Raw genomic sequence first — 19,880 nt, 5'->3', positions numbered from 1 at the left:
CCAGGCATCGTTCGGGCTCGGGGCTGTGGGTGCCGCACCGACCGCTGGAGCCGCTCACCTGGGTACCGGCCTGCGCCGGTACGACGGGTGCAAGAAGGGGCCAGGGTGCACACCTGGCTTCGCCCCCACACCTCACCGTCGCCCCGGCGAAGGCTGGGGCCCAGTCGGGTGCGCACCCGGGCCTGTCCGAGCTCGGCCGTGGAGGCTGCACGGACCCGTGCAAGCCTCTCCCCATCCCCCGGACAAGGCGTCCTTGAGCGCCGCATAAGCCTCGCTGATCCCTCGACAATCACGCCCTGCGGCGTTAACAAAACATAACGTCCGGCGCATTGTCACCGCTTTGAGCGGCTCGCTAGCATTGCCCGGCCTGCAACGTGCAGGCCTTACCTATAACAATAAAGGGGGTATGTATGAGCGAGCCCGTCTCTCGGCGCTCCCGTTCCGGCCGCGCGGCAGCGATCCGCTCCGCCGTGATACGCCACCACCGTTTCCCGCTGGCCAGCGTGCTCTCGCTGTGCAGCGTGCTCTCCATCCTCTCGCTGGGTGCTTCGACCGTTCAGGCCCAGGAGAGCGCCGATCCGCAGACCCGCTATTCCATCCCCACCGACAAGGCCGCTTCGCGCCTGCTGCTGGACATCGCGCGCGTCGGTGATCGGCTGGTCGCCGCCGGCGACCGTGGCCACATCATCTATTCCGACGACGAGGGCGCCACCTGGACCCAGGCCAAGGTGCCGACGCGGCAGATGCTCACCGCGCTCTCGTTCATCGACGCCAGGCAGGGCTGGGCCGTCGGCCACGACGCGCTGATCCTCGCCACCAGCGATGGCGGCCAGACCTGGACCCGCCAGTACGAGGAACGCGAGCGCGAGGCGCCGCTTCTGGACGTCTGGTTCGAAAACGCCGAGCACGGTATCGCGGTCGGCGCCTACGGTGCGCTGCTGGAGACCCTCGACGGCGGCCAGACCTGGGACGACGTCAGCGACCGGGTCGACAACGAGGACGGCTACCACCTCAATGCCATCGGCACGGCCGGCGGCGCGCTGTTCATCGTTGGCGAGATGGGCGGCATCTTCCGTTCGGACGACCAGGGACAGACCTGGAAACGCCTCGAATCCCCCTACGAGGGCTCGCTGTTCGGCGTGGTCGACGGCGGCCAGCCGGGCGCGGTGGTGGTGTTCGGCCTGCGCGGGCACATGTTCCGTTCCGCCGACCTCGGCGACAGCTGGGAGAACGTGCGGATCGTCGACGGCGGCAACGTCTTCGAGGCCGGGCTCGCCGACGGCAGCCTGCTGGCCGACGGGCGCGTCGCGGTGGTCGGGCACAGCGGCGCGGTGCTGACCAGCGAGGACCACGGGCAGACGTTCGCCCTGGTGAGCCGCCCGGACCGACGTTCGCTGGCCGGCGTCACCTCCGATTCCAGAGGCAACCTGATCCTGGTGGGGCAGGGCGGCGTTCGCATCGCCGCGCCGACGGGCGCCGATCTTGCCCAACGTCCTTGAGCCGGGAGTACTCGCATGAGCAACCAACAACAAAAACCGGCGTCCTTCCTCGAACGCCTGATCTTCGACAACCGGCCGGCGGTCATCCTGATCTGCCTGCTGATCAGCGTCTTCCTGTTCTACCAGGCCGCCCAGGTCCGGCCGGAAACCAGCTTCGAGAAGATGATCCCGCTGGGGCATCCGTACATCCAGCGCATGCTCGAACACCGCAACGACCTGGCCAACATGGGCAACGTGGTGCGCATCTCGGTCGCGGCGAAGGACGGCACCATCTTCTCCAAGGAGTACATGGAGACGCTGCGGCAGATCCATGACGAGGTGTTCTACATCCAGGGCGTCGATCGCTCGAACCTCAAGTCCCTGTGGAGCCCGAGCGTCCGCTGGACCGAGGTGACCGAGGAAGGCTTCGCCGGCGGCGAGGTCATCCCGCAGACCTACGACGGCTCGCCCGCCAGCCTGAACCAGCTGCGCGACAACATCCTCAAGTCCGGGCAGATCGGCCGGCTGGTGGCCAACAATTTCCAGTCCAGCATCGTCGACGTGCCGCTGATGGAGTCCTACTCCGATCCGGAGGACCCCAGCCGGCAGATCAGGCTCGACTACCAGAAGTTCTCCCATGAACTCGAGGAGAAGATCCGCGACAAGTACCAGGCGCAGAACCCGAACGTCGAGATCCACATCATCGGCTTCGCCAAGAAGGTCGGCGACCTGATCGACGGCCTGGTGGACGTGGCGATGTTCTTCATCGTCGCGATCGGCGTGACCCTGGCGCTGCTGCTGTGGTTCACCCGCTGCATGCGCAGCACCATCGCCGTGGTGGTCACCACCTTGATCGCGGTGATCTGGCAGCTCGGCCTGCTGCACACCTTCGGCTTCGGACTCGACCCGTATTCGATGCTGGTGCCCTTCCTGGTGTTCGCCATCGGCATCTCGCACGGCGTGCAGAAGATCAACGGCATCGCCATGGCCTCGGGCCAGGCGAGCGACCCGCTGACCGCCGCGCGCATGGCGTTCCGCCAGCTGTTCATCCCCGGCCTGGTGGCGCTGCTGTCCGATGCGGTCGGCTTCGTCACGCTATTGCTGATCGACATCGGCGTCATCCGCGAACTGGCGATCGGCGCCTCGCTGGGCGTGGCGGTGATCATCCTCACCAACCTGATCCTGCTGCCGGTGACCATCTCCTACCTCGGCATCAGCCCGCGGGCAGTGAAGCAGAGCCGCGACGACGCGGCGCGCGAGCACCCGTTCTGGCGCGCGCTGTCGAACTTCGCCAGCCCGAAGGTGGCGCCGATCTCGGTATTCGTCGCCGTCCTTGCCGTCATCGGCGGCCTGTGGTACGGCCAGAACCTGAAGATCGGCGACCTCGACCAGGGCGCGCCCGAACTGCATCCGGACTCGCGCTACAACCTGGACAACGACTTCATCATCCGCAACTACTCCACCAGCTCCGACATCCTGGTGGTGATGGTCAAGACCGCGCCGGAGGGCTGCGCCGCCTACGACACGCTGGCGGCCATGGACGAGCTGATGTGGAAGATGGAAAACACCGAGGGCGTGCAGTCGGCGGTCTCGATGGTCACGGTCGCCCGCCAGGGCATCAAGGGGATGAACGAGGGCAGCCTCAAGTGGGAGACGCTGTCGCGCAACCAGTTCGTCCTCAACAACTCCATCGCCCGCGCCGAGGGCATGTACAACAGCGACTGCTCGCTGGCCCCGGTGATCGTCTACCTCAACGATCACAAGGCCGAGACCCTCGAGCACGTGGTCGCGGCGGCGCGCGAGTTCGCCGAGGAGAACAACCGCGAGGGGCTGGAGTTCGTGCTCGCCGCCGGCAACGCCGGCATCGAGGCGGCCACCAACGAGGTGATCGCGGCGTCCGAGACCACCATGCTGATCGCCGTGTACCTGGCGGTGAGCGTGATGTGCCTGCTGACCTTCCGCTCGCTGGCCGCCACCCTCTGCGTGATCCTGCCGCTGGTGCTGACCTCGATCCTCGGCAACGCGCTGATGGCCTTCATGGGCATCGGGGTGAAGGTCGCGACCCTGCCGGTGATCGCGCTCGGCGTGGGCATCGGCGTCGACTACGGCATCTACATCTACAGCCGCCTGGAAACCTTCCTGCGCCAGGGGCTGTCGCTGCAGGAGGCCTACTACGAGACGCTCAAGTCCACCGGCAAGGCGGTCCTCTTCACCGGCGTGTGCCTGAGCATCGGCGTGGTGACCTGGGTGTTCTCGGCCATCAAGTTCCAGGCCGACATGGGCCTGATGCTGACCTTCATGTTCCTGTGGAACATGGTCGGTGCGATCTGGCTGCTGCCGGCCCTGGCACGCTTCCTCATCCGCCCCGAGAAGCTGCGGCAGAAGGCCCAGGTCGAGGCGCAGGTGCGGGCCGAGCCGGCCGAGGTCACGTCGTAGCGGGTTTGGGCCAGCGCAAGAGTTGCGGCCTACCTAAACAACCCCCTCTCCCTTCGGGAGAGGGCCGGGATGAAGGAGCCGTGCACGCGCCCTCATCCGGCCCTGCGGGCCACCTTCTCCCGGAGGGAGAAGGGAAAGGCCTGGCGTTGCCTGTGGCTGCTAATGCACACCTGTAGGAGCCGGCTCTGCCTGCGACCATGGCGCAGGCGCGCGTGCCGACACGAAGCCGCAGTCCACCGTAACCACCCCTCGCCCTGGAGCGAGGGCGCTGTTTCCGCCTCCCTCATCCGACCCTGCGGACCACCTTCTCCCAAGGGGAGAAGAGAAAGGCCTGGCGGGATTGACTGACTCCCGTGCAGGCTGTGTGAAAACTACTGCGCTCGGTCATGCTGCGTTGAAAACAGGCTCAAAATGCTCATTTACCACTTGTAAACTGCGCTTTTTCGCCTGTTTTCGCCTTGCCTGACCTTCGCTCGCGACGTTTTCACACGGCCTGCGTGGGAGCGTCTTGACCGCGAACTGAAAAGCTAGCGCGGATAGAGCGGCGGCAGCGGGCCCTGCTGCTGCTCGGCCGCCGGCTGGCTGGCCGGCGGCAGGGACTGGATCGCCTGCCAGAGCGCATCGCCCTGCCATTGCTGACCGGTTTCGCTGTAGAGCGCACCGTTCAATCCGTCCAGCGCGTCGGACAGCGGCACGAAGCGCGCTGCCATGTCGGCCAGCGTCTCAGGCTGGTTCCGCGCCCAGGCGTCGAGGGCCTGGCGGGTTGCCTGGCTGTCGTTGGCCAGGCAGGCGCGGCGAATGTCGTCGAGCAGCGTGCGCGGGCTGGGGCCGCTGGCCGCCGCGCGCTGTACGGCGGGCTGGCGGCGGGCGCGCAGCCAGAGCCCGAAGCCGAGCAGGGTGGTGCAGGCCAGCACCAGGTTGCCGAGCTGCCAGGGCCAGACCAATGGCGCTGCGCTTGCCGCCTCGCGCATCGGGGCGGGTTCCAGCGGCGGCTGGACGAGATCCGGGTTGGCCTGGATGTCCAGCTCGCGCGCCGGCAGTTCGGTGCGTTCCAGACGATCCTGTTCGGTGTTCCACCAGGTGATGGTCAGCGCCGGCAATGCGACCCGGCCAGGGTGGGTGGGAACCAGCGCGATGCGCTCCTCGCGGCTGCCCATGACGCCCTGGGCGGTCACCTGGTTGGCCAGGTTGGGCTGGTCCGGATAGCGGCGCGCGCCGGCGACCGAACCTTCGCCGAGTGGCGGCAGCTGCGCGCTGGACAGGCCCTCGGCCTGCAGCAGCAGGCTGCGGGTGAGCGAGTCGCCGACCTTGGCCTGCGCCGGTTCCGGGTTCCAGGCCTCGGCGAGCGTCACCCGGCGCGCGGGCAGCCAGGGGATGTCGCGCGGGTACTCCGGCGGGATCGGCCGGACCTGCAGCGGAATGCTCGGCGACTTGACCTCGGTGGCGCGCCCGGTGCGTGGCCCGAGCAGCGAGTAGGGATCGTCCTGGGCTACCGCCACCGCCCTGAACAGTTGGCTGGGAATGGCCAGTTCGCCGCTCTTCTGCGGGAAGATCGCGTAACGCACCTCGATGACGCCATGGCGCACGCCGTTGATGAGTTTCTCGTAGGTCCTCACGTCGCCCAGCCGCTCGACCAGGGCGTCGGTCATCTGCAGCGGCGACAGCGTGCTGTCCTCGTACAGCGAGACCGAATGGTAGATGCGCAGCGTGAGCACCACCTGCGCCTGCACGTAGACCTGGTCCTGATCCAGGCTGGCGTCGATGAACACCGGCGCCAGCGCCTCGGCCGAATCGGTCGCGCCGGCCTGCACCTGCAGCAGGATCGGCTCGCTCCGCCATTGCCCCATGCTCAGCGCCGGGACCTGCAGCTGCCCGGCGTGGCGCGGCTGCAGGGTGATCAGCCAGCGGGTGACCGGGCGGGTCTGGCCCTGGCTGCCGACCAGGCGGTTTTCACGGCGGGTGGCCGAGACCACGAAAGAATCGGCCAGCGGCGTGAGGTCGGGGTTGGCGAACTGGGTGCCGTCCTCGGACTCGAGGATCAGCTCGAAGGTTTCGCCGAAACCCACCTGGGTGCGGTCGACGCGCGCCTGGAGCCCGGCCGCGCCCGCCTGGGCGGTCAGGAACAGGAGGAGGAGGGCGATCAGGCGTGTCATGGTCTGGTTTCCTGCCGCTTGCGTTGCTCGTAGAGAAATTTGCGCCGGAGCAGCTCGCCCGGATCGTCCGGGATCCGTCTCAGCCACTGCTCGGTGGCCTGACGGTCCTCGGCGCTGCGCGGTGCGCCGTCGGCGTCCGGGTCGTCATCCTCGCCGGCTTGCGGGGCGATCGCCAGGTCGTCCTCGTTCTGCGCCGGGCTGTCGGGTTCGATGGGTGCGGCCGGCCCCTGCGGAGACCGCGCCGCCTCGGTCTCGCCGGCCGGGGCGGGGGCCTCCGGCGCACCGCCGGCGGCCGGCTGGCCAGGCTGCTGTGCGGGCTGGCTGCCTTGCTCGGCTGGCGGCGTTTCGCCTGTCTGCTGGTCCGGCTCCGACGGTTGCCGGGCCTGCTGCTGGCGCAGTTGCTCGACCAGCGCGCGGTTGTGGCGGGCCTGGTCGAGCCCGGGATCGAGATCGAGCGCCAGGTCGTAGGCCTCCAATGCCTCGTCGAGCGCGCCGCTGCGCGCCAGGGCGTTGCCACGGTTGTAATGATCGATCGCGCCCTGGCCCCTGGCGAAGTCTTCCGCGGCGCCCTGGTAGTCGCCGGCCAGGTAGCGGGCCAGGCCGCGCCAGAGCGGATCGGCGAAGCGTTGCGCCGCTTCTTCCGGACGCTGTTGGCGAAGCAGCCGCTGGCCCTGCTGGTCGGGACGCAGCCAGAGGTCGTCCCACTCCAATGCGTAGGCGGGGCGCGGCGGCAGCATCAGCAGCGGCAGCAGGCAGAACAGCCAGCCCTTGCGGCCGGCGCTGGCGGCGAGCAGCAGCAACGGCAGCAGCAGCCAGTGGCCCTGGTCGAACCAGGTGTCCAGGCGCGTGCGCTCGTTGGTCCGGCGCGCGCCGCCGGTGTTCTCCAGCAGTCCGAGGTTGGCCAGGTCGGCGTCGTCCAGCCGCGCGGCCTGGTAGCGCCCGCCGAGTTCGGCGGCGAAGGCGCGCAGGCCCTGGCTGTCCAGGCGAGGAATGAAGATCGCGCCGCGCTCGTCCTTCATCAGGCTGCCGTCTTCGGCCAGCACCGGCGCGCCTTCGGCGGTGCCGACCCCGAGGATCGCCAGGCGCTCGCCGCGGTCGGCGAGTTGCAGGCGAATCTGCGCCTGGGCGTGTTCGTCGAGCCCGGTGCCGATGAGCAGCAGGCGCCCCTGGCCCTGGCCGCCCTGTTCGAGCAGGGCCAGGCCCTGGGCGACCGCCAGCTCGGTGCGTCGTCCGGCTTCCGGCATAATCGCCGGGCTCACCGCGTCCAGCAGGTTGCGCGTGGTGCCGATGTCGTCGGACAACGGCACCAGCGTGTGTGCGCTGCCGGCGAACACCACCACGGCGGTCTGCGCGTCCTCGCGGGCGGCCAGCAGGTCCAGCAGCTTGCGCTTGGCCTGCTCCAGGCGCGTGGGACTGGCGTCGCCGGCGAGCATCGCCGGGGTCACCTCCAGCAGCACCACCAACGGGTCGGCGCGCTTGAAGGTGCTCTGTTCGATGCGCTCCCAGCTGGGGCCGACCAGCGCCAGGCAGGCCAGCAGCCAGGCGACGCCGAGCAGCACCCAGGGCAGCCGGCTGTTGCGCAGCCGGCCGCGGGTCAGCAGCACGGCCTGGAACGCGGGCGGCAGCAGCAACTGCCAGCGGCCGACGCGCCGCTGCCGGTGCCAGAGGCGCCACAGCAGCCAGCCGAGCAGCGGCAACAGCAGCAGCCACCAGGGGCGCAACAGGTGCGGCAGCAGCGCGCTCATCGCCGCGCTCCGCCCGGACCGGACAGGCGCCACCGTCTCGGCCACAGGCTGCGGGCCACCAGCAGCAGGCTGCCGAGCAGGGCCGCGGCCAGCGGCCAGGGGTAGAGCGCCTTGACCAGGCGCGCCCGTTCCGGGCGCTGGGCCGCCGGCTCCAACTCGTCCAGCGTCTCGCCGATGGCCTGCAGCGCTTCGCGTGACTGGGCGCGGAAATAGCGGCCGCCGGTGGCCTCGGCGACGCCGCGCAGGGTGGTTTCGTCGAGTTCCATGCCGGCGCTGAAGCCGAACCGGCCTAGAACGCCGTCGGCATCCGGCTCGGCGCCGATGCCGATGGTGTGGATGCGCACGCCTTCGCGGGCGGCCAGTTCGGCGGCGACCAGCGGCTCGATCTCGCCGCCGTTGTTGGCGCCGTCGGTGACCAAGATCAGCACCCGGCTCTGCACCGGGCGCTCGCCGAGGCGCTTGAGCGCCAGCCCGATGGCATCGCCGATCGCGGTGTTGCTGCCGGCGATGCCGATCAGCGCCTCGTCGAGCCAGACGCGCACGGTATGTCGGTCGAAGGTCAGCGGCGCCTGCAGGTAGGCCTTGCTGCCGAACAGGATCAGGCCCACGCGGTCGCCATGGCGGGCCTCGAGAAAGTCGCCGAGCAGGCGCTTGACCAGCTCCAGGCGGCTGATTTCCTCGTCCTCCCAGAGCATGTCCGGGTAATCCATGGAGCCGGAAACGTCCACCGCCAGCAGCAGGTCGCGGCCGGTGGTGGGCTGCGGCAGCGGCTCGCCGAGCCATTGCGGCCGCGCCGCGGCGACCAGCAGCGCCAGCCAGATGAGCACGTAGGGCAGTTGCTGACGCCAGCCCGGCAGGCCGATGCCGGCCTTGCGGTCGGACAGCGTCGCCAGCTCCCCGAGGAAGGTCACCTTCAGTGCGGCTTCGCGGCTGTCGGAGGCGGGAAGCAGGCGCCGCAGCAGCCAGGGCAGCGGCGCCAGCAGGAACACCCAGGGCCAGGCCAGCTCAAGCATGCTTGCGGATCCAGATGTCGATCGCCTGGGTCAGGCCGTCGATGGCCTTGTCGTCGAGCCGGCATTCGGCCCGATAGGCGCCTTCGACCAGCACCATCCAGCGGGTCAGGCCGGCGGCCGGGCAGCGGTTGTCGAGGAAGGCGAGCCAGGCGCGACCGCTGAGCGTGTGCGGGTTGTCGGCCGGGTAGTGGGTGCGGCAGAGCCGCTTGAGCAGGGCGTTGAGCTGCTGCAGCCAGTGGTTGGCCGGCTGGCCGCCATAGGGTTTGGGCAGCGCAGCCAGTTCGTTCAGCGCGGCGATCCGCTGTGGGTCGAGGCTTTCCGCCGGCGCGGCGGCGGTCGCGCGGGTGCCGCGGCGCCTGTACAGCAGCCATGCGAGCAAGGGGAGCAGCAGCGCCAGCGCGGCGAGCACCCACCAGCCCGGCGCCGGCGGCCACCAGGAGACGGCCGGCGGGGCGATCGCGGGTGCCAGCTGGTCGAGCGGATTCATCGCGGGCCGCCCTTGTCCAGCCCGAGGTGCCTGCGCAGCTGCTCGACCGGATCGGTCGCGGTGTTCAGCGGCAGCAGGGGCACGCAAAGCTTGCTCGCCAGCCGCTGCCAGCGCTCGGCGCGTTCGCCGGCGGCGGCCCGGTAAGCCTGGCGCAGCGTGGCGTCGTGGCTGTCGAGTTCCAGCCGCGCGGGCCCGGAGGCGAAGCGCAGCAGGCCGGCGGCGGGCAGGGCGTGGTCCAGCGGATCGGACAGCGGCATCAGCAGCAGGTCGACGTGGCGGCCGAGCAGGCGCAGCTGCTGTTCGGCGGTATCGCTCAGCGAGCGCTCGTCGCACAGCAGCACCGCGAGGCTGCCGGGGCGCAGCACCTCGCGCGTGCGGCGCAGGGCCTGGGCGAGGTTCTCGGGATCGACCGGCGCCTCGTCCAGCAGCCGCCGGTTGGCGCTCGCCAGCCGGTCGAGCAGCAGCAGGAGGCTGTGCTTGCTGCGGCGCGGGCGGATCTCGTCCTGCCCCTGGTTGCCGAACACCAGGCCGCCGACCCGGTCGTTGTGCTCCAGCGCGGCCCAGCCCACCAGCGCGGCGGCCTCGGCGGCCAGCACCGATTTCAGTACCCGGCCGCTGCCGAAGAACAACCGGCGGCTCTGCTCCACGACCAGGTAGATCGGCCGCTCGCGTTCCTCGTGGAAGAGCTTGGTGTGCGGCTCCAGGGTGCGCGCGGTGACGCGCCAGTCGATGGTGCGCACGTCGTCGCCGGGCTGGTAGACGCGGACCTGGTCGAAATCGACGCCGCGCCCGCGCAGGCGCGAGTGATGCAGGCCGACCAGCGGGCTGCGGCGCTGCGGCGAGGAGAACAGCGGAACTTCGCGCGTCCGGTGGCGGATCTCGATGAGCCGGGCGAGGCGGGTAAACACGCCTGCGTCGGCAAGGGCCTCGACGACGGCCGGGCTCGGGTCGCCGGCCGCGCCCTGGGTCTGCGCCCGGCGTTCCATCAGGCCACCGCCACCACGTCCAGGATGCGCTGGATGACGCGGTCCTGGTCGACCCCGGCGGCTTCGGCCTCGAAGGAAAGGATGATGCGGTGGCGCAGCACGTCGAACAGCATCGCCTGGATGTCTTCCGGGCTGACGAAGTCGCGCCCGGCCAGCCAGGCATGCGCCCGCGCGCAACGGTCCAGGGCGATGGAGCCGCGCGGGCTGGAGCCGTAGGCGATCCACTCGCCGAGCTCGGCGTCGAACTTGGCCGGCGTGCGGGTCGCCATCACCAGCTGAACCAGGTATTCCTCCACCGCATCGGCCATGTACAGGCCAAGGATCTCCTTGCGTGCGGCGAAGATCGCCTGCTGGCTGACCCGGTGCTCCGGCGCCGCCTCGCCGTTGATCGCTTCGCCGCGGGCCTGCTGCAGGATGCGCCGTTCCACCGAGGCATCTGGAAAGCCGATCTTCACGTGCAGCAGGAAGCGGTCGAGCTGGGCCTCGGGCAGCGGATAGGTGCCTTCCTGCTCAATGGGGTTCTGCGTCGCCATGACCAGGAACAGCGGCGACAGGTCGTAGGTGCTGCGGCCGACGCTGACCTGGCGCTCGGCCATGGCCTCGAGAAGCGCCGACTGCACCTTGGCCGGGGCGCGGTTGATCTCGTCGGCCAGCACCAGGTTGTGGAAGATCGGCCCCTGCTGGAAGACGAAGCTGCCGGTTTCCGGGCGGTAGATCTCGGTGCCGGTGATGTCGGCCGGCAGCAGGTCGGGGGTGAACTGGATGCGGTGGAATTCGGCCTCCAGGCCGTCGGCCAGCTCCTTGATCGCGCGCGTCTTGGCCAGGCCGGGGGCGCCTTCGACGAGCATGTGGCCGTCGGCGAGCAGGGCGATGAGCAGGCGCTCGATCAGGCGCTCCTGGCCGAGGATCTGGTTGGAAAGGAACTGGCGCAGCGAGATGAGCGCTTCACGGTGGTCCATCACGGCTCCCGATACTTGAGGACTGCCAGGGGTCGGTTCGCCGCCTCCGGAAGCTCCGGAGCGGGGAGTGCGATTGTATTGCACTGCCGCCGCCTGTGCTCGGTATCCCGCCGTGATTGTGAGAGGGTTCCAACGCGGCCTCGAAGCTACCGCTGCCTTCCCCGTCTGAGAAAATGGCGCCGCTCGTCGGCCCTCGCCCCGACCCTCTTCCGAGGCAGGCTGTCAGGACCGTACCGAAGAGACGCGCCCCGCTGGCGATGTCGCCGCGAGGCGCGCAACCTCAGGGATGTGGTGAATGCCGCAAGCCCGTCCGGAACGGACGCGGCCTCCCGCAGGATCGGGCGGGCTTGCCATTGTGGGAGGCCCGACCTCGGGGCGATGAGCTCTCTGTGCGGTCTTGACCGCGAACTACTACGGGAGACCGGCGGTGCCGCAGGCTTTTCCCTTCTCCCTGCGGGAGAAGGTGGCCCGCAGGGCGGGATGAGGGCGGTGTGCACCCCGGCCCTCTCCCGGAGGAGGCGGGATGGTCTGGCGTGGGGCCGCGACCTCGTGCATGCGGTCGCAGGCAGAGCCTGCTTCTGCAGGGTCAGTGCCAGTGGGCGAGCAGGCGCTGGTGGGCCAGTTCGGCGGTGCGCTGGGCCACCGGGCGCAGGCGCAGCCGGGCGCCCGGCAGGCATTGTCCGAGGCGCGCGACGGCCTCCGGGGTGAGCGCGCCCAGGCGCGGGTAGCCGCCGATGGTCTGGCGGTCGTTCAGCAGCACGATCGGCTGGCCATCCGGTGGCACCTGCACGGCGCCGAGCGGCACGCCCTCGGAGACGATGCCGGACATCCGGCTGCGCAACTGCGGACCGGTGAGCCGCACGCCCATGCGGTCGCTGCGGCTGTCCACCGTCCATTCGCTGTTGAATGCGTCGAACAGGCTCTGTCCGGCGAATTCGCCGATCTGCGCGCCGACCACCAGGTCCAGCGGGCGCTCGGTCGTCAGGTCGGACACGCGGCTCTTCGGCACCTGGCAGAGCGCGCCGCCCTGGCCGGGCCAGTCCAGGCGGTCGCCCTCACGCAGCGGCTGGCCGTCGCCGTGCAGGCCGCCGAGGCCCTCGCGCACCACCGTAGCCAGGCTGCCGAGCACCGTTTCGCCCTCGAAGCCGCCGGGCGCGGCGAGGTAGGCGCGGGCGCCGGTGCGCGGCTGGCGGAAGGTCAGCACCTGGCCGCGGCGCACGCTGAAGCTGCGCCAGGGCGCCAGCGGCTGGTCGTCGAGGCTCGCCTGCAGGTCGGCGCCGGCGAGCGCCAGGCAGGCGTCGCGTTCGCAGACCAGGCGCAGGCCGCCAAGGGTGATCTCGATCACCGGCGCGTCCAGCGCGTTGCCCAGCAGCCAGTTGGCCCAGTACATGGAGATCCAGTCGAAGGCGCCGCCCTGGGTGACGCCCAGGTGGCGCACGCCGAAGCGCCCGTCGTCCTGCAGCAGGGCCAGCGACCGGCTGTAGTCCACCGTCATCGCGCTCATGCGGCCAGGCCCTCGATGACGGCCTGGGGCGTGTCGTCGCCGCCCAGGCGCAGGAAGTCGTCGCGATCGATCGGCTCGAAGCGCACGCGGTCGCCCGGGCGCACCAGGCTGTAGCCCTCGCGCTGGTAGTCGAAGAGTTTTACCGGGGTGCGTCCGATCAGGTTCCAGCCGCCCGGCGAGACTACCGGGTAGGCGGCGGTCTGGCGGTCGGCGATGCCCACGCTGCCGGCCGCCACGCGCTTGCGCGGCGTGCTCAGGCGGGGTGTCGCCAGGCATTCCTCGACCAGCCCCATGAAGGCGAACCCGGGGGCGAAGCCGAGGGCGAACACCTGGTATTCGTGGGCGCAGTGACGCTCGACCACCTGCTGCACGCTCAGCTCCGCGCGGCGGGCGATCAGCTCCAGCTCGGGGCCGACGGCCGGGTCGTACCAGACCGGCACCCGATGCAGCGCGCCGCCCGATTCCTGCGCGGCCTCCAGGCCGTCGACCGCACGGGCGAGGCAGGCATGCGCCTGCGTCGAGGACAGCAGGCCGAGGTCATAATGGACCATCAGCGTGGTGTAGGAGGGCACCAGGTCCACCAGCGCCGGGCCGAACAGCGTGGCGATCCGCCGGCTGGCCGCCAGCAGCCAGGGCATGTTGCGCTCGTCGATGGTGTCGAACAGGCGCAGGGTCAGGCAGTCGATCGCCGATACCTCGATGCGCGGGGTCATGCCGTCTCCAGCTCGCTCAGCGCTTCGCGGATGCGCCGCACGGCGGCGACCGAGCCGGCGTTGTCGCCGTGCACGCAGAGGGTGTCGCTGGTCAGCCGCAGGGCGCTGCCGTCGCTGGCCTGCAGCGGTTCGCCGCGGGCGAGGGTGACGGCCTGGCGCACGATCACCTCGCTGTCGTGGTGCACCGCGCCGGGCAGGCTGCGCGAGACCAGGTAGCCGGCGCCGTCGTAGGCGCGGTCGGCGAAGGTCTCGAACCAGAGCGTCAGGCCGAATTCCCCGGCCATGCACAGCGGCGCGGCGTTGTCGGCGGTGCTCATCAGCATCAGCGGCAGCTGGCGGTCGTAATGGGCGACCGCCTGCATCACCGCGCGCAGCCGCGCCGGGTCGCGCATCATGTCCTGGTACAGGGCGCCATGTGGCTTCACGTAGCTGACGCGCTGGCCGTGGGCCTGGCAGATGCCTTCCAGCGCGCCGATCTGGTAGAGCAGCATGTCCTCGATCTCCTGCGGGGTGCAGGCCATCGAGCGACGACCGAAGCCGACCAGGTCGGGGTAGGCGGGGTGGGCGCCGATGCGCACCTCGTGCTCGGCGGCGAGAGCGACCGTCCTGCGCATGGTGCCCGGTTCCGAGGCGTGGAACCCGCAGGCGATGTTGGCGCAGTCGATGTAGGGCATGACCTCGGCATCCAGGCCCATGCTCCAGGCGCCGAAGCTTTCCCCGATGTCGCAGTTCAGCAGCAGGTTCTTCATGGGGGTGTCCTCTTGTTGGTTTGCGCCGAGTGCTCGGTCCTTCGGACGGAGGCGGTGGTCCTGGGCATTGTTGAGGGGCGCCTGATTGGCGTCCAACAAATTAAGACGTGCACAGGGGATAAGAAATTTCGATACGTGGCGCCGTGGGCCGGCGGTAACGGGGCCGCCGGCGGATCGCGTGTTTCCGATCGAAGGCGACAGGTTTTTCTCGTTGGACTGCGGGCGGGTAGGGGGCGAAAGTGAGGTGGCTCCCTTGGCGCATCACTCGCGCTTGGCCCGGCCAACGGTTCGCTGGCTGGGCCGTTTTTTCTACCTTCGGGCGCTGGTACGCCGGCGCCAGCCGGTGTTTGCGTCTGGCCGCAGGGGCGATCCGCATCGGCCTGCGATGCATCGAATTCAGGTCGTGCAGGTCATCCGCTTTCGCTCTTCACAAGGATTTGCGGAATTGATCGGGCCCTTTGCCCGTCCAGCGCTTGAGCGCCTTCCTGAAACTGGCGACATCGGAAAAACCCAGCAGCGTCGCCGTATCCAGAAGGCTCATCCGGCTCGCTCCGAGATATTCCTGCGCCAGCTTCAAGCGCACCTCGTCACGGATCGCCTGGAAGGACGTGGCTTCGGCGTCCAGCCGGCGACGCAGCGTGCGGCTGGTCATGTTGAGCATCTGCGCCGCCGCTTCCATGTCCGGAAAGTGGCCCGGTCGATCCATCAGCAGCCGGTAGACCGAGCCCGCCGTCCCCGAGGCGATCCTGCTCTGGCCGATCAGCCGGTCACAGGTCTCCTGCACCAGCACCGAGGTCAGCGGATGCGCCATTACCGGTTTGCGGTCGAGTATGGCGCGGTCGTAGACCAGCTCGCAGCGGGGCTGGTCGAACAGGCAGGGGCAGTTCAGGTAACGGCTGTAGAGGTCGGCATGCGGCGGTGCGGGATAGGAAAAACAGGCCCGCAACGGAGGGTAGGGCTGGCCCACCACGTCCTGTAGATGGGTGACGTTGATGCTGAACTGCTTTTCCAGGAGAAACTGGCGCAGCGCCGGGGCCGGGTTCAGCACGAACACATCGTTGACGAACCAGCGCACCTCGTTTTCATCTTCATGCCATTCGACGGTCATGGGCGGGGTGGCCAGGCGCCGGAACCTCTCCGCCAGTCCGAAGTAGTCGCGCAGCGACAGGCAGGACAGCAATGCATAGCCATAGATGCCATAGGCGGAGACGTGCAGGCTGGCCCCTGCTTCGAAGGGCGTCGCGGGATCGCGTGACAGCGCCAGCGCGTTGGCGCAGACGGTCATGTACTGGCGCATGGACGTCTGTGCGAAGGGGTCGGCGAGGTCGTCGACGTCGACACCGCTGCCCATGAGGCATTCGGCACGTGGCACGCCCTGCGCCTCGAGGACCTCGACGAGCGCGCTGATCTTGTAGGGCGTATAGATCCGCTCGTCCGGCAGGGGTAAACGGGGTTGCATTGAGCCCTCTTTATTTTTATGTCCGCGAAGAACCCGATTCTGTCCGCTCAGAACCTTATTGGGTCCGGATTTTTCTGACACCTTATCCGCTACCAATCATTCCAAACAACAACAATAGGAGGGTCGCCGGGAGCCACTGAAAGAGGCTGACCGGTCGGCACCGCTCTGGTAGGCCTGTAGGGTTGGTTCAACCAACCGCACAGGTCACTGGCAGCGACACACCGGAAAGCCGCAGCGGATCATCGCCACCGAACGCAGCGTGCCTCGACCGGCCCGGTTGTCGGGTCACGACCTGCGCCCCGCCGTCCTGGCCGGCCTCGCGCGCTCGATCCCCTGGACACAGTGACTTCCTTCGACGTTCTCCTGGCGTGCGCCAGCATCGAGGCGATGCGCGCATGGCCGGTTCCGAGGCCCGTCATCGCAGCTTTCTGCGGTGCCTGGCCATAGGCAACTCGAGGAGGAAAGACGTATGTGGATTGCACTGATGTTCTGGGGAACGAGCGTCGCGTTCTGTATCGGAGTCTCGGCCTGTCTTTGCGCAAGGATCGAGAAGTCGGGTGTGCGCCGCTGGGGCGCGACCGGCAAACTCTTTCGCTATGAGTGAGGCGCGGCGATGAGCATCTCTTATTTCGTCGTCTTCGGCGCCTATCTGCTGTTTCTCGCCTGGACTTGCATCGCGAGCATAAGGCAGGTGGAGTCACTGTCCGATTTCACCACGGGCGGGCACCGCATGGGGCTGCTGCTGGGGGTCGGCACCTCGGTCGCCACCTGGGTCAGCGTGGCCTCGGTCATGGGCGTGCCGGGCTATCTGTATCGCACCGGCGTCGCGGCGATCATCGGCTGGGTCGCGGGCTGGTTCCTCGCCACCGCGGTGATGCCGATCCTCGCCCAGAGGGTACGCCGTCCCGAATTGCCGGCCCGCACCTTCCCCGAATTCATCCGCATGCGCTACGAGCCGTTCCAGCGCGTGAGCGTGCTGCAGCTGATCGTCGCCGTGCTGATGCTGGTGGGGTATTTCATCTTCTGTCATCTACAGGTCGTGGGCTTCGGGATCGTGTTCAATACGATCACCGGCGTGCCCTACGAATACGCGATCTTCGCCTTCCTCGCGCTGCTGGCGCTGACCTCGCTGGGCGGCTTCTGGTCGGTCGCGGCTACGGATACCCTGAACGCGGTACTGATCCTGGTCGGCCTCGCGTTCGGTACCGGCAGCATCCTCTATGCGACCGGAGGGATCGGACCGATCCTCGACACCGTCGCGCAGACGACCGCACCGATCAACGTCGGCGGGGAGCCGCTGGAGCCCGGGATCCTGTTGTCGCCGGCCGGAACCTTCGGCTGGTCGGTGCTGATCGGCATCTTCATGTCGAACGCAGTCGGGGCTTCGGTGGCGCCGCACTGGATCAACCGCTTCATGGCACCGAAGAACAGCAAGGCGGCGGTCCTGCAGATGATGTGGACCGTGGTCGCGCTGATCCCGATCTTCGTCTGCCTGATCATCATCGGCCTCGGCGCCAAGGCGCTTCTGCCCAGCCTGCCCGACGGCAAGACCACCGACTACATCATGCCGCTGATCGTGCAACAGCATGCCCCGGCCTTCGTCGGCGCCATGACCCTGATCGCGCTGCTGGCGGCCGCGGTCTCCACCGCGAACTCCATGCTGTTGAACTGCGGCACCTCGCTCTACTACGACATCTACCGTTCGTGCTTTCCCGAGCGGAAGTTCGACGACCGCAGCGCGACCCGCCAGCTGCGCATTGCCGTGCTGGTGCTCGGCGTGCTGTCGGTGCTGAGCGCGATCAAGCCGCCGCTGTTGCTGGCGATGGGCTTCACCTATGTCTACGGCGCGTTTGGCGCAGCCTTCATGTGGCCGGTCTGGCTGGGGCTGTTCTGGCGGCGCATGAACCGGACCGGTGCCTACGCCGGGGTGGTCATCGGGATGATCGCCTACGTCGCCGCCAAGAGCCTGGACGCCTCGAATCCCTTCGTGGTCGGCGCCGGTCTCTCGCTGGTGGCCACCCTGGTCGGCGTGTTCCTCACCCCCGCGCCGCCCAAGGAAGCCTACGAGGCCTATTTCGAGCCTGAGGTCAGTCCCTCCACCCGTGCCGTCGCGCTGCGAATCCGCCGTGAAAGCGATGAAGTCCAGGTTGCCGATTCGCCGGCTGTGGAACTCAAGGGAGCGAGCGCATGAGAACCGCAATCATCGGAGCCGGATCGCTGGGAACCATCATCGGTGCCCTGATGGCGAAAGGCGGGCGGCCGGTCCATCTGGTCGATACCAACCGCGCCCATGTCGAGGCCCTGAATCGCGACGGCGCGCGCGTCATCGGGGAAATGGATTTGCTCGTACCCGTCGAGGCCCTGACCCCCGAGCAGATGACGGGCCGGTACGACCTGGTCTTCCTGCTGAACAAGCAGACGGCCAACCAGGCGGTGCTGACGCATCTGCAGGCCTTCCTGCATCCGGACAGCACCGTCTGCACCTTGCAGAACGGCATTCCCGAGCCCTCGGTGGCGGCCATCCTCGGCGCCTCGCGCACCATCGGCGGGGCGGTGGGATTTGGCGCGACATGGGTCGGCCCCGGCGTCTCGCGCCTGACCACCGCGGCGCAGACGGTCCGCAACTTCGCCTTCGAGATCGGCGAGATCGACGGGACGCTCCGCCCTCGGCTACGGGCGGTGCAGGACTACCTGTCCTGCGTCGGCCGCACCGAGCTTCTGTCCGACCTGATGGGCATCCGCTGGTCGAAGGTGCTCATGAACGCGACCTTCAGCGGCATGTCGGCGGCGTTGGGATGCACCTTCGGCGAGGTGCTGGACGACCCGCGGGCCCTGCTTTGCGTGGCGTTGATCGCCAACGAGACGGCGAGGGCCGCGCATGCCGAAGGCCACCGCATGGCGGCGATGCAGGGCGAGGACTTCGAACGCTTCCTGCTGCAGACGCCGGCCGACATTCCGGGCGTTCTGCCCCTGATCCGCAAGATCTGGACGCCGCACCGGCAACTGCGTGCCTCGATGCTGCAGGACCTCGAAAAAGGGCTCGACACCGAGATCGCCTTCATCAACGGCGTCGTCAGCCAGGCCGGACGCCGGCATGGCCTGTCCACGCCCTTCAACGACCGGGTGGTGGAACTGGTCAGCGCGGCGCAATCCATTCGCGCCGTGCCGGACTTTTCCAACATCGACCGCTTCGACACGCTGCTGCAGCCCTACCTGGCGCTGCTCGACTGAAATCCAGGAGAAACCCAATGGCACGGCAACCCGTCATCATCACCTGCGCGCTCACCGGGGCGATCCATACCCCGACCATGTCCGACGCGCTGCCCTATACACCCGACGACATCACCGCCCAGGCCATCGCGGCCGCCGAGGCGGGGGCGTCGATCCTGCACCTGCATGCCCGTCGCCCGCACGACGGTGGCGTGAGCATCGACCCGGAGGTGTTCAACGGCTTCCTGCCCCGGATCAAGCAGGCGACCGATGCCGTGATCAACATCTCGACCGGGGGCAGCCTGACCTGCACCATCGACGAGCGCGTCGGCCCGGCCCTGCGCTTCTCGCCCGAGATGTGCTCGTTGAACATGGGCTCGATGAATTTCAGCTTCCATCCCCTGGCCAAGCGCTACCAGAGCTGGAAGTTCGATTGGGAGCGGGATTATGTGAAGAATTCCGATCACAACATCTTCCGCAACACCTTCGCCGACATCGAGAACGCGGCCAACCAGCTCAAGCCCCACGGCATCAAGTTCGAACACGAATGCTATGACGTCGGCCACCTCTACAACCTGCGCTTCTGCATGGACATCGGCCTGTTCCAGGCGCCGATCTTCATCCAGTTCGTGCTCGGCATACTCGGTGGCATCGGTCCGGAAGTGGACAACCTGATCTTCATGAAACGCACCGCGGACCGCTTGTTCGGCGACGACTACCGGTGGTCGGTCCTCGGCGCAGGCGCCGCACAGATGCCGCTGGCGACCACCGCCAGCCAGATGGGCGGCAATGTCCGCGTCGGCCTGGAGGACAGCCTCTACATCAAGCGGGGCACGCTGGCGGAGTCGAACGCACAGCAGGTCGCCAAGATCCGCCGCATCATCGAGGAGCTGGGGGCCGAAGTCGCCACGCCGGATCAGGCCCGCGACCTGCTGGGCCTGAAGGGCGGCGACAAGGTCAACTTCTGAGTCGGGGCACGGCAGGCGCC

At 68.6% G+C, this 19,880-nt stretch carries 16 protein-coding genes; 6 read left to right on the top strand and 10 right to left on the bottom strand.

The features are described from left to right. Nucleotides 1–410 precede the first annotated feature (410 nt). Both H610_RS0108855 and H610_RS23635 read left to right on the top strand, forming a co-directional pair. Entirely contained in the window at nucleotides 411–1,499 is a 1,089-nt protein-coding gene (locus H610_RS0108855; RefSeq protein WP_028239318.1) for a WD40/YVTN/BNR-like repeat-containing protein, read from the top strand. 15 nt (nucleotides 1,500–1,514) lie between these two features. Continuing rightward, nucleotides 1,515–3,914, top strand: coding sequence for an efflux RND transporter permease subunit (locus H610_RS23635; RefSeq protein WP_051231626.1), 2,400 nt, complete (start codon nucleotides 1,515–1,517; stop codon nucleotides 3,912–3,914). Between the two features lie 527 nt (nucleotides 3,915–4,441). Here H610_RS23635 and H610_RS0108845 read toward each other — a convergent pair. The 10 genes from H610_RS0108845 to H610_RS0108800 all read right to left on the bottom strand — a co-directional run bounded on the left by H610_RS0108845 (nucleotide 4,442) and on the right by H610_RS0108800 (nucleotide 15,763). Then, on the bottom strand, nucleotides 4,442–6,067 hold the full coding sequence (locus H610_RS0108845; protein WP_028239317.1) for a BatD family protein: 1,626 nt from the start codon (nucleotides 6,065–6,067) through the stop codon (nucleotides 4,442–4,444). After that, nucleotides 6,064–7,812, bottom strand: coding sequence for a VWA domain-containing protein (locus H610_RS0108840; RefSeq protein ID WP_028239316.1), 1,749 nt, complete (start codon nucleotides 7,810–7,812; stop codon nucleotides 6,064–6,066). Before H610_RS0108840 ends, H610_RS0108845 begins: the two co-directional genes overlap by 4 nt. Then, nucleotides 7,809–8,825, bottom strand: a complete 1,017-nt coding sequence (locus H610_RS0108835; protein WP_028239315.1) for a VWA domain-containing protein — start codon at nucleotides 8,823–8,825, stop codon at nucleotides 7,809–7,811. Before H610_RS0108835 ends, H610_RS0108840 begins: the two co-directional genes overlap by 4 nt. Next, the gene (locus H610_RS0108830) at nucleotides 8,818–9,312 is read right to left on the bottom strand and encodes a DUF4381 domain-containing protein (RefSeq protein WP_028239314.1); all 495 of its coding nucleotides are present in this window, start codon (nucleotides 9,310–9,312) and stop codon (nucleotides 8,818–8,820) included. The genes H610_RS0108835 and H610_RS0108830 overlap by 8 nt, the downstream gene beginning before the upstream one ends. Continuing rightward, the gene (locus tag H610_RS23630; protein WP_084166418.1) at nucleotides 9,309–10,298 is read right to left on the bottom strand and encodes a DUF58 domain-containing protein; all 990 of its coding nucleotides are present in this window, start codon (nucleotides 10,296–10,298) and stop codon (nucleotides 9,309–9,311) included. Before H610_RS23630 ends, H610_RS0108830 begins: the two co-directional genes overlap by 4 nt. Next, nucleotides 10,298–11,257 carry an AAA family ATPase gene (locus tag H610_RS0108820; RefSeq protein WP_028239313.1) on the bottom strand — a complete coding sequence of 320 codons (960 nt, stop codon included), beginning with the start codon at nucleotides 11,255–11,257 and terminating at the stop codon, nucleotides 10,298–10,300. The genes H610_RS23630 and H610_RS0108820 overlap by 1 nt, the downstream gene beginning before the upstream one ends. A 586-nt stretch (nucleotides 11,258–11,843) precedes the next feature. Beyond that, nucleotides 11,844–12,761 carry a 5-oxoprolinase subunit C family protein gene (locus tag H610_RS0108815; protein ID WP_028239312.1) on the bottom strand — a complete coding sequence of 306 codons (918 nt, stop codon included), beginning with the start codon at nucleotides 12,759–12,761 and terminating at the stop codon, nucleotides 11,844–11,846. Continuing rightward, on the bottom strand, nucleotides 12,758–13,474 hold the full coding sequence (pxpB, locus tag H610_RS0108810) for a 5-oxoprolinase subunit PxpB (RefSeq protein WP_028239311.1): 717 nt from the start codon (nucleotides 13,472–13,474) through the stop codon (nucleotides 12,758–12,760). The genes H610_RS0108815 and pxpB overlap by 4 nt, the downstream gene beginning before the upstream one ends. After that, the gene (locus H610_RS0108805; RefSeq protein ID WP_028239310.1) at nucleotides 13,471–14,223 is read right to left on the bottom strand and encodes a 5-oxoprolinase subunit PxpA; all 753 of its coding nucleotides are present in this window, start codon (nucleotides 14,221–14,223) and stop codon (nucleotides 13,471–13,473) included. Before H610_RS0108805 ends, pxpB begins: the two co-directional genes overlap by 4 nt. 427 nt (nucleotides 14,224–14,650) lie before the next feature. After that, complete coding sequence (locus tag H610_RS0108800; protein WP_236614284.1) at nucleotides 14,651–15,763, bottom strand: AraC family transcriptional regulator; 1,113 nt, start codon at nucleotides 15,761–15,763, stop codon at nucleotides 14,651–14,653. A gap of 388 nt (nucleotides 15,764–16,151) precedes the next feature. Between H610_RS0108800 and H610_RS26075 the strand changes: the two genes are divergently transcribed. The 4 genes from H610_RS26075 to H610_RS0108780 are packed head-to-tail and all read left to right on the top strand — an operon-like array spanning nucleotide 16,152 to nucleotide 19,860. Then, the gene (locus H610_RS26075; protein WP_256380899.1) at nucleotides 16,152–16,286 is read left to right on the top strand and encodes a hypothetical protein; all 135 of its coding nucleotides are present in this window, start codon (nucleotides 16,152–16,154) and stop codon (nucleotides 16,284–16,286) included. A gap of 9 nt (nucleotides 16,287–16,295) precedes the next feature. Then, on the top strand, nucleotides 16,296–17,873 hold the full coding sequence (locus tag H610_RS23625; RefSeq protein ID WP_051231624.1) for a sodium:solute symporter family protein: 1,578 nt from the start codon (nucleotides 16,296–16,298) through the stop codon (nucleotides 17,871–17,873). Beyond that, a complete protein-coding gene (locus tag H610_RS0108785) occupies nucleotides 17,870–18,913 on the top strand; it encodes a ketopantoate reductase family protein (RefSeq protein ID WP_028239308.1) in 1,044 nt (347 codons plus the stop codon). Before H610_RS23625 ends, H610_RS0108785 begins: the two co-directional genes overlap by 4 nt. A gap of 17 nt (nucleotides 18,914–18,930) precedes the next feature. Beyond that, nucleotides 18,931–19,860: a BKACE family enzyme gene (locus H610_RS0108780; RefSeq protein ID WP_028239307.1), complete on the top strand. Its 930-nt coding sequence runs from the start codon at nucleotides 18,931–18,933 to the stop codon at nucleotides 19,858–19,860. The last annotated feature ends 20 nt before the right edge of the window (nucleotides 19,861–19,880 follow it).

Source organism: Stutzerimonas azotifigens DSM 17556 (assembly GCF_000425625.1).
In the GTDB taxonomy this organism is placed as follows: domain Bacteria; phylum Pseudomonadota; class Gammaproteobacteria; order Pseudomonadales; family Pseudomonadaceae; genus Stutzerimonas; species Stutzerimonas azotifigens.
This window is presented reverse-complemented; position numbering and strand designations above follow the sequence as displayed.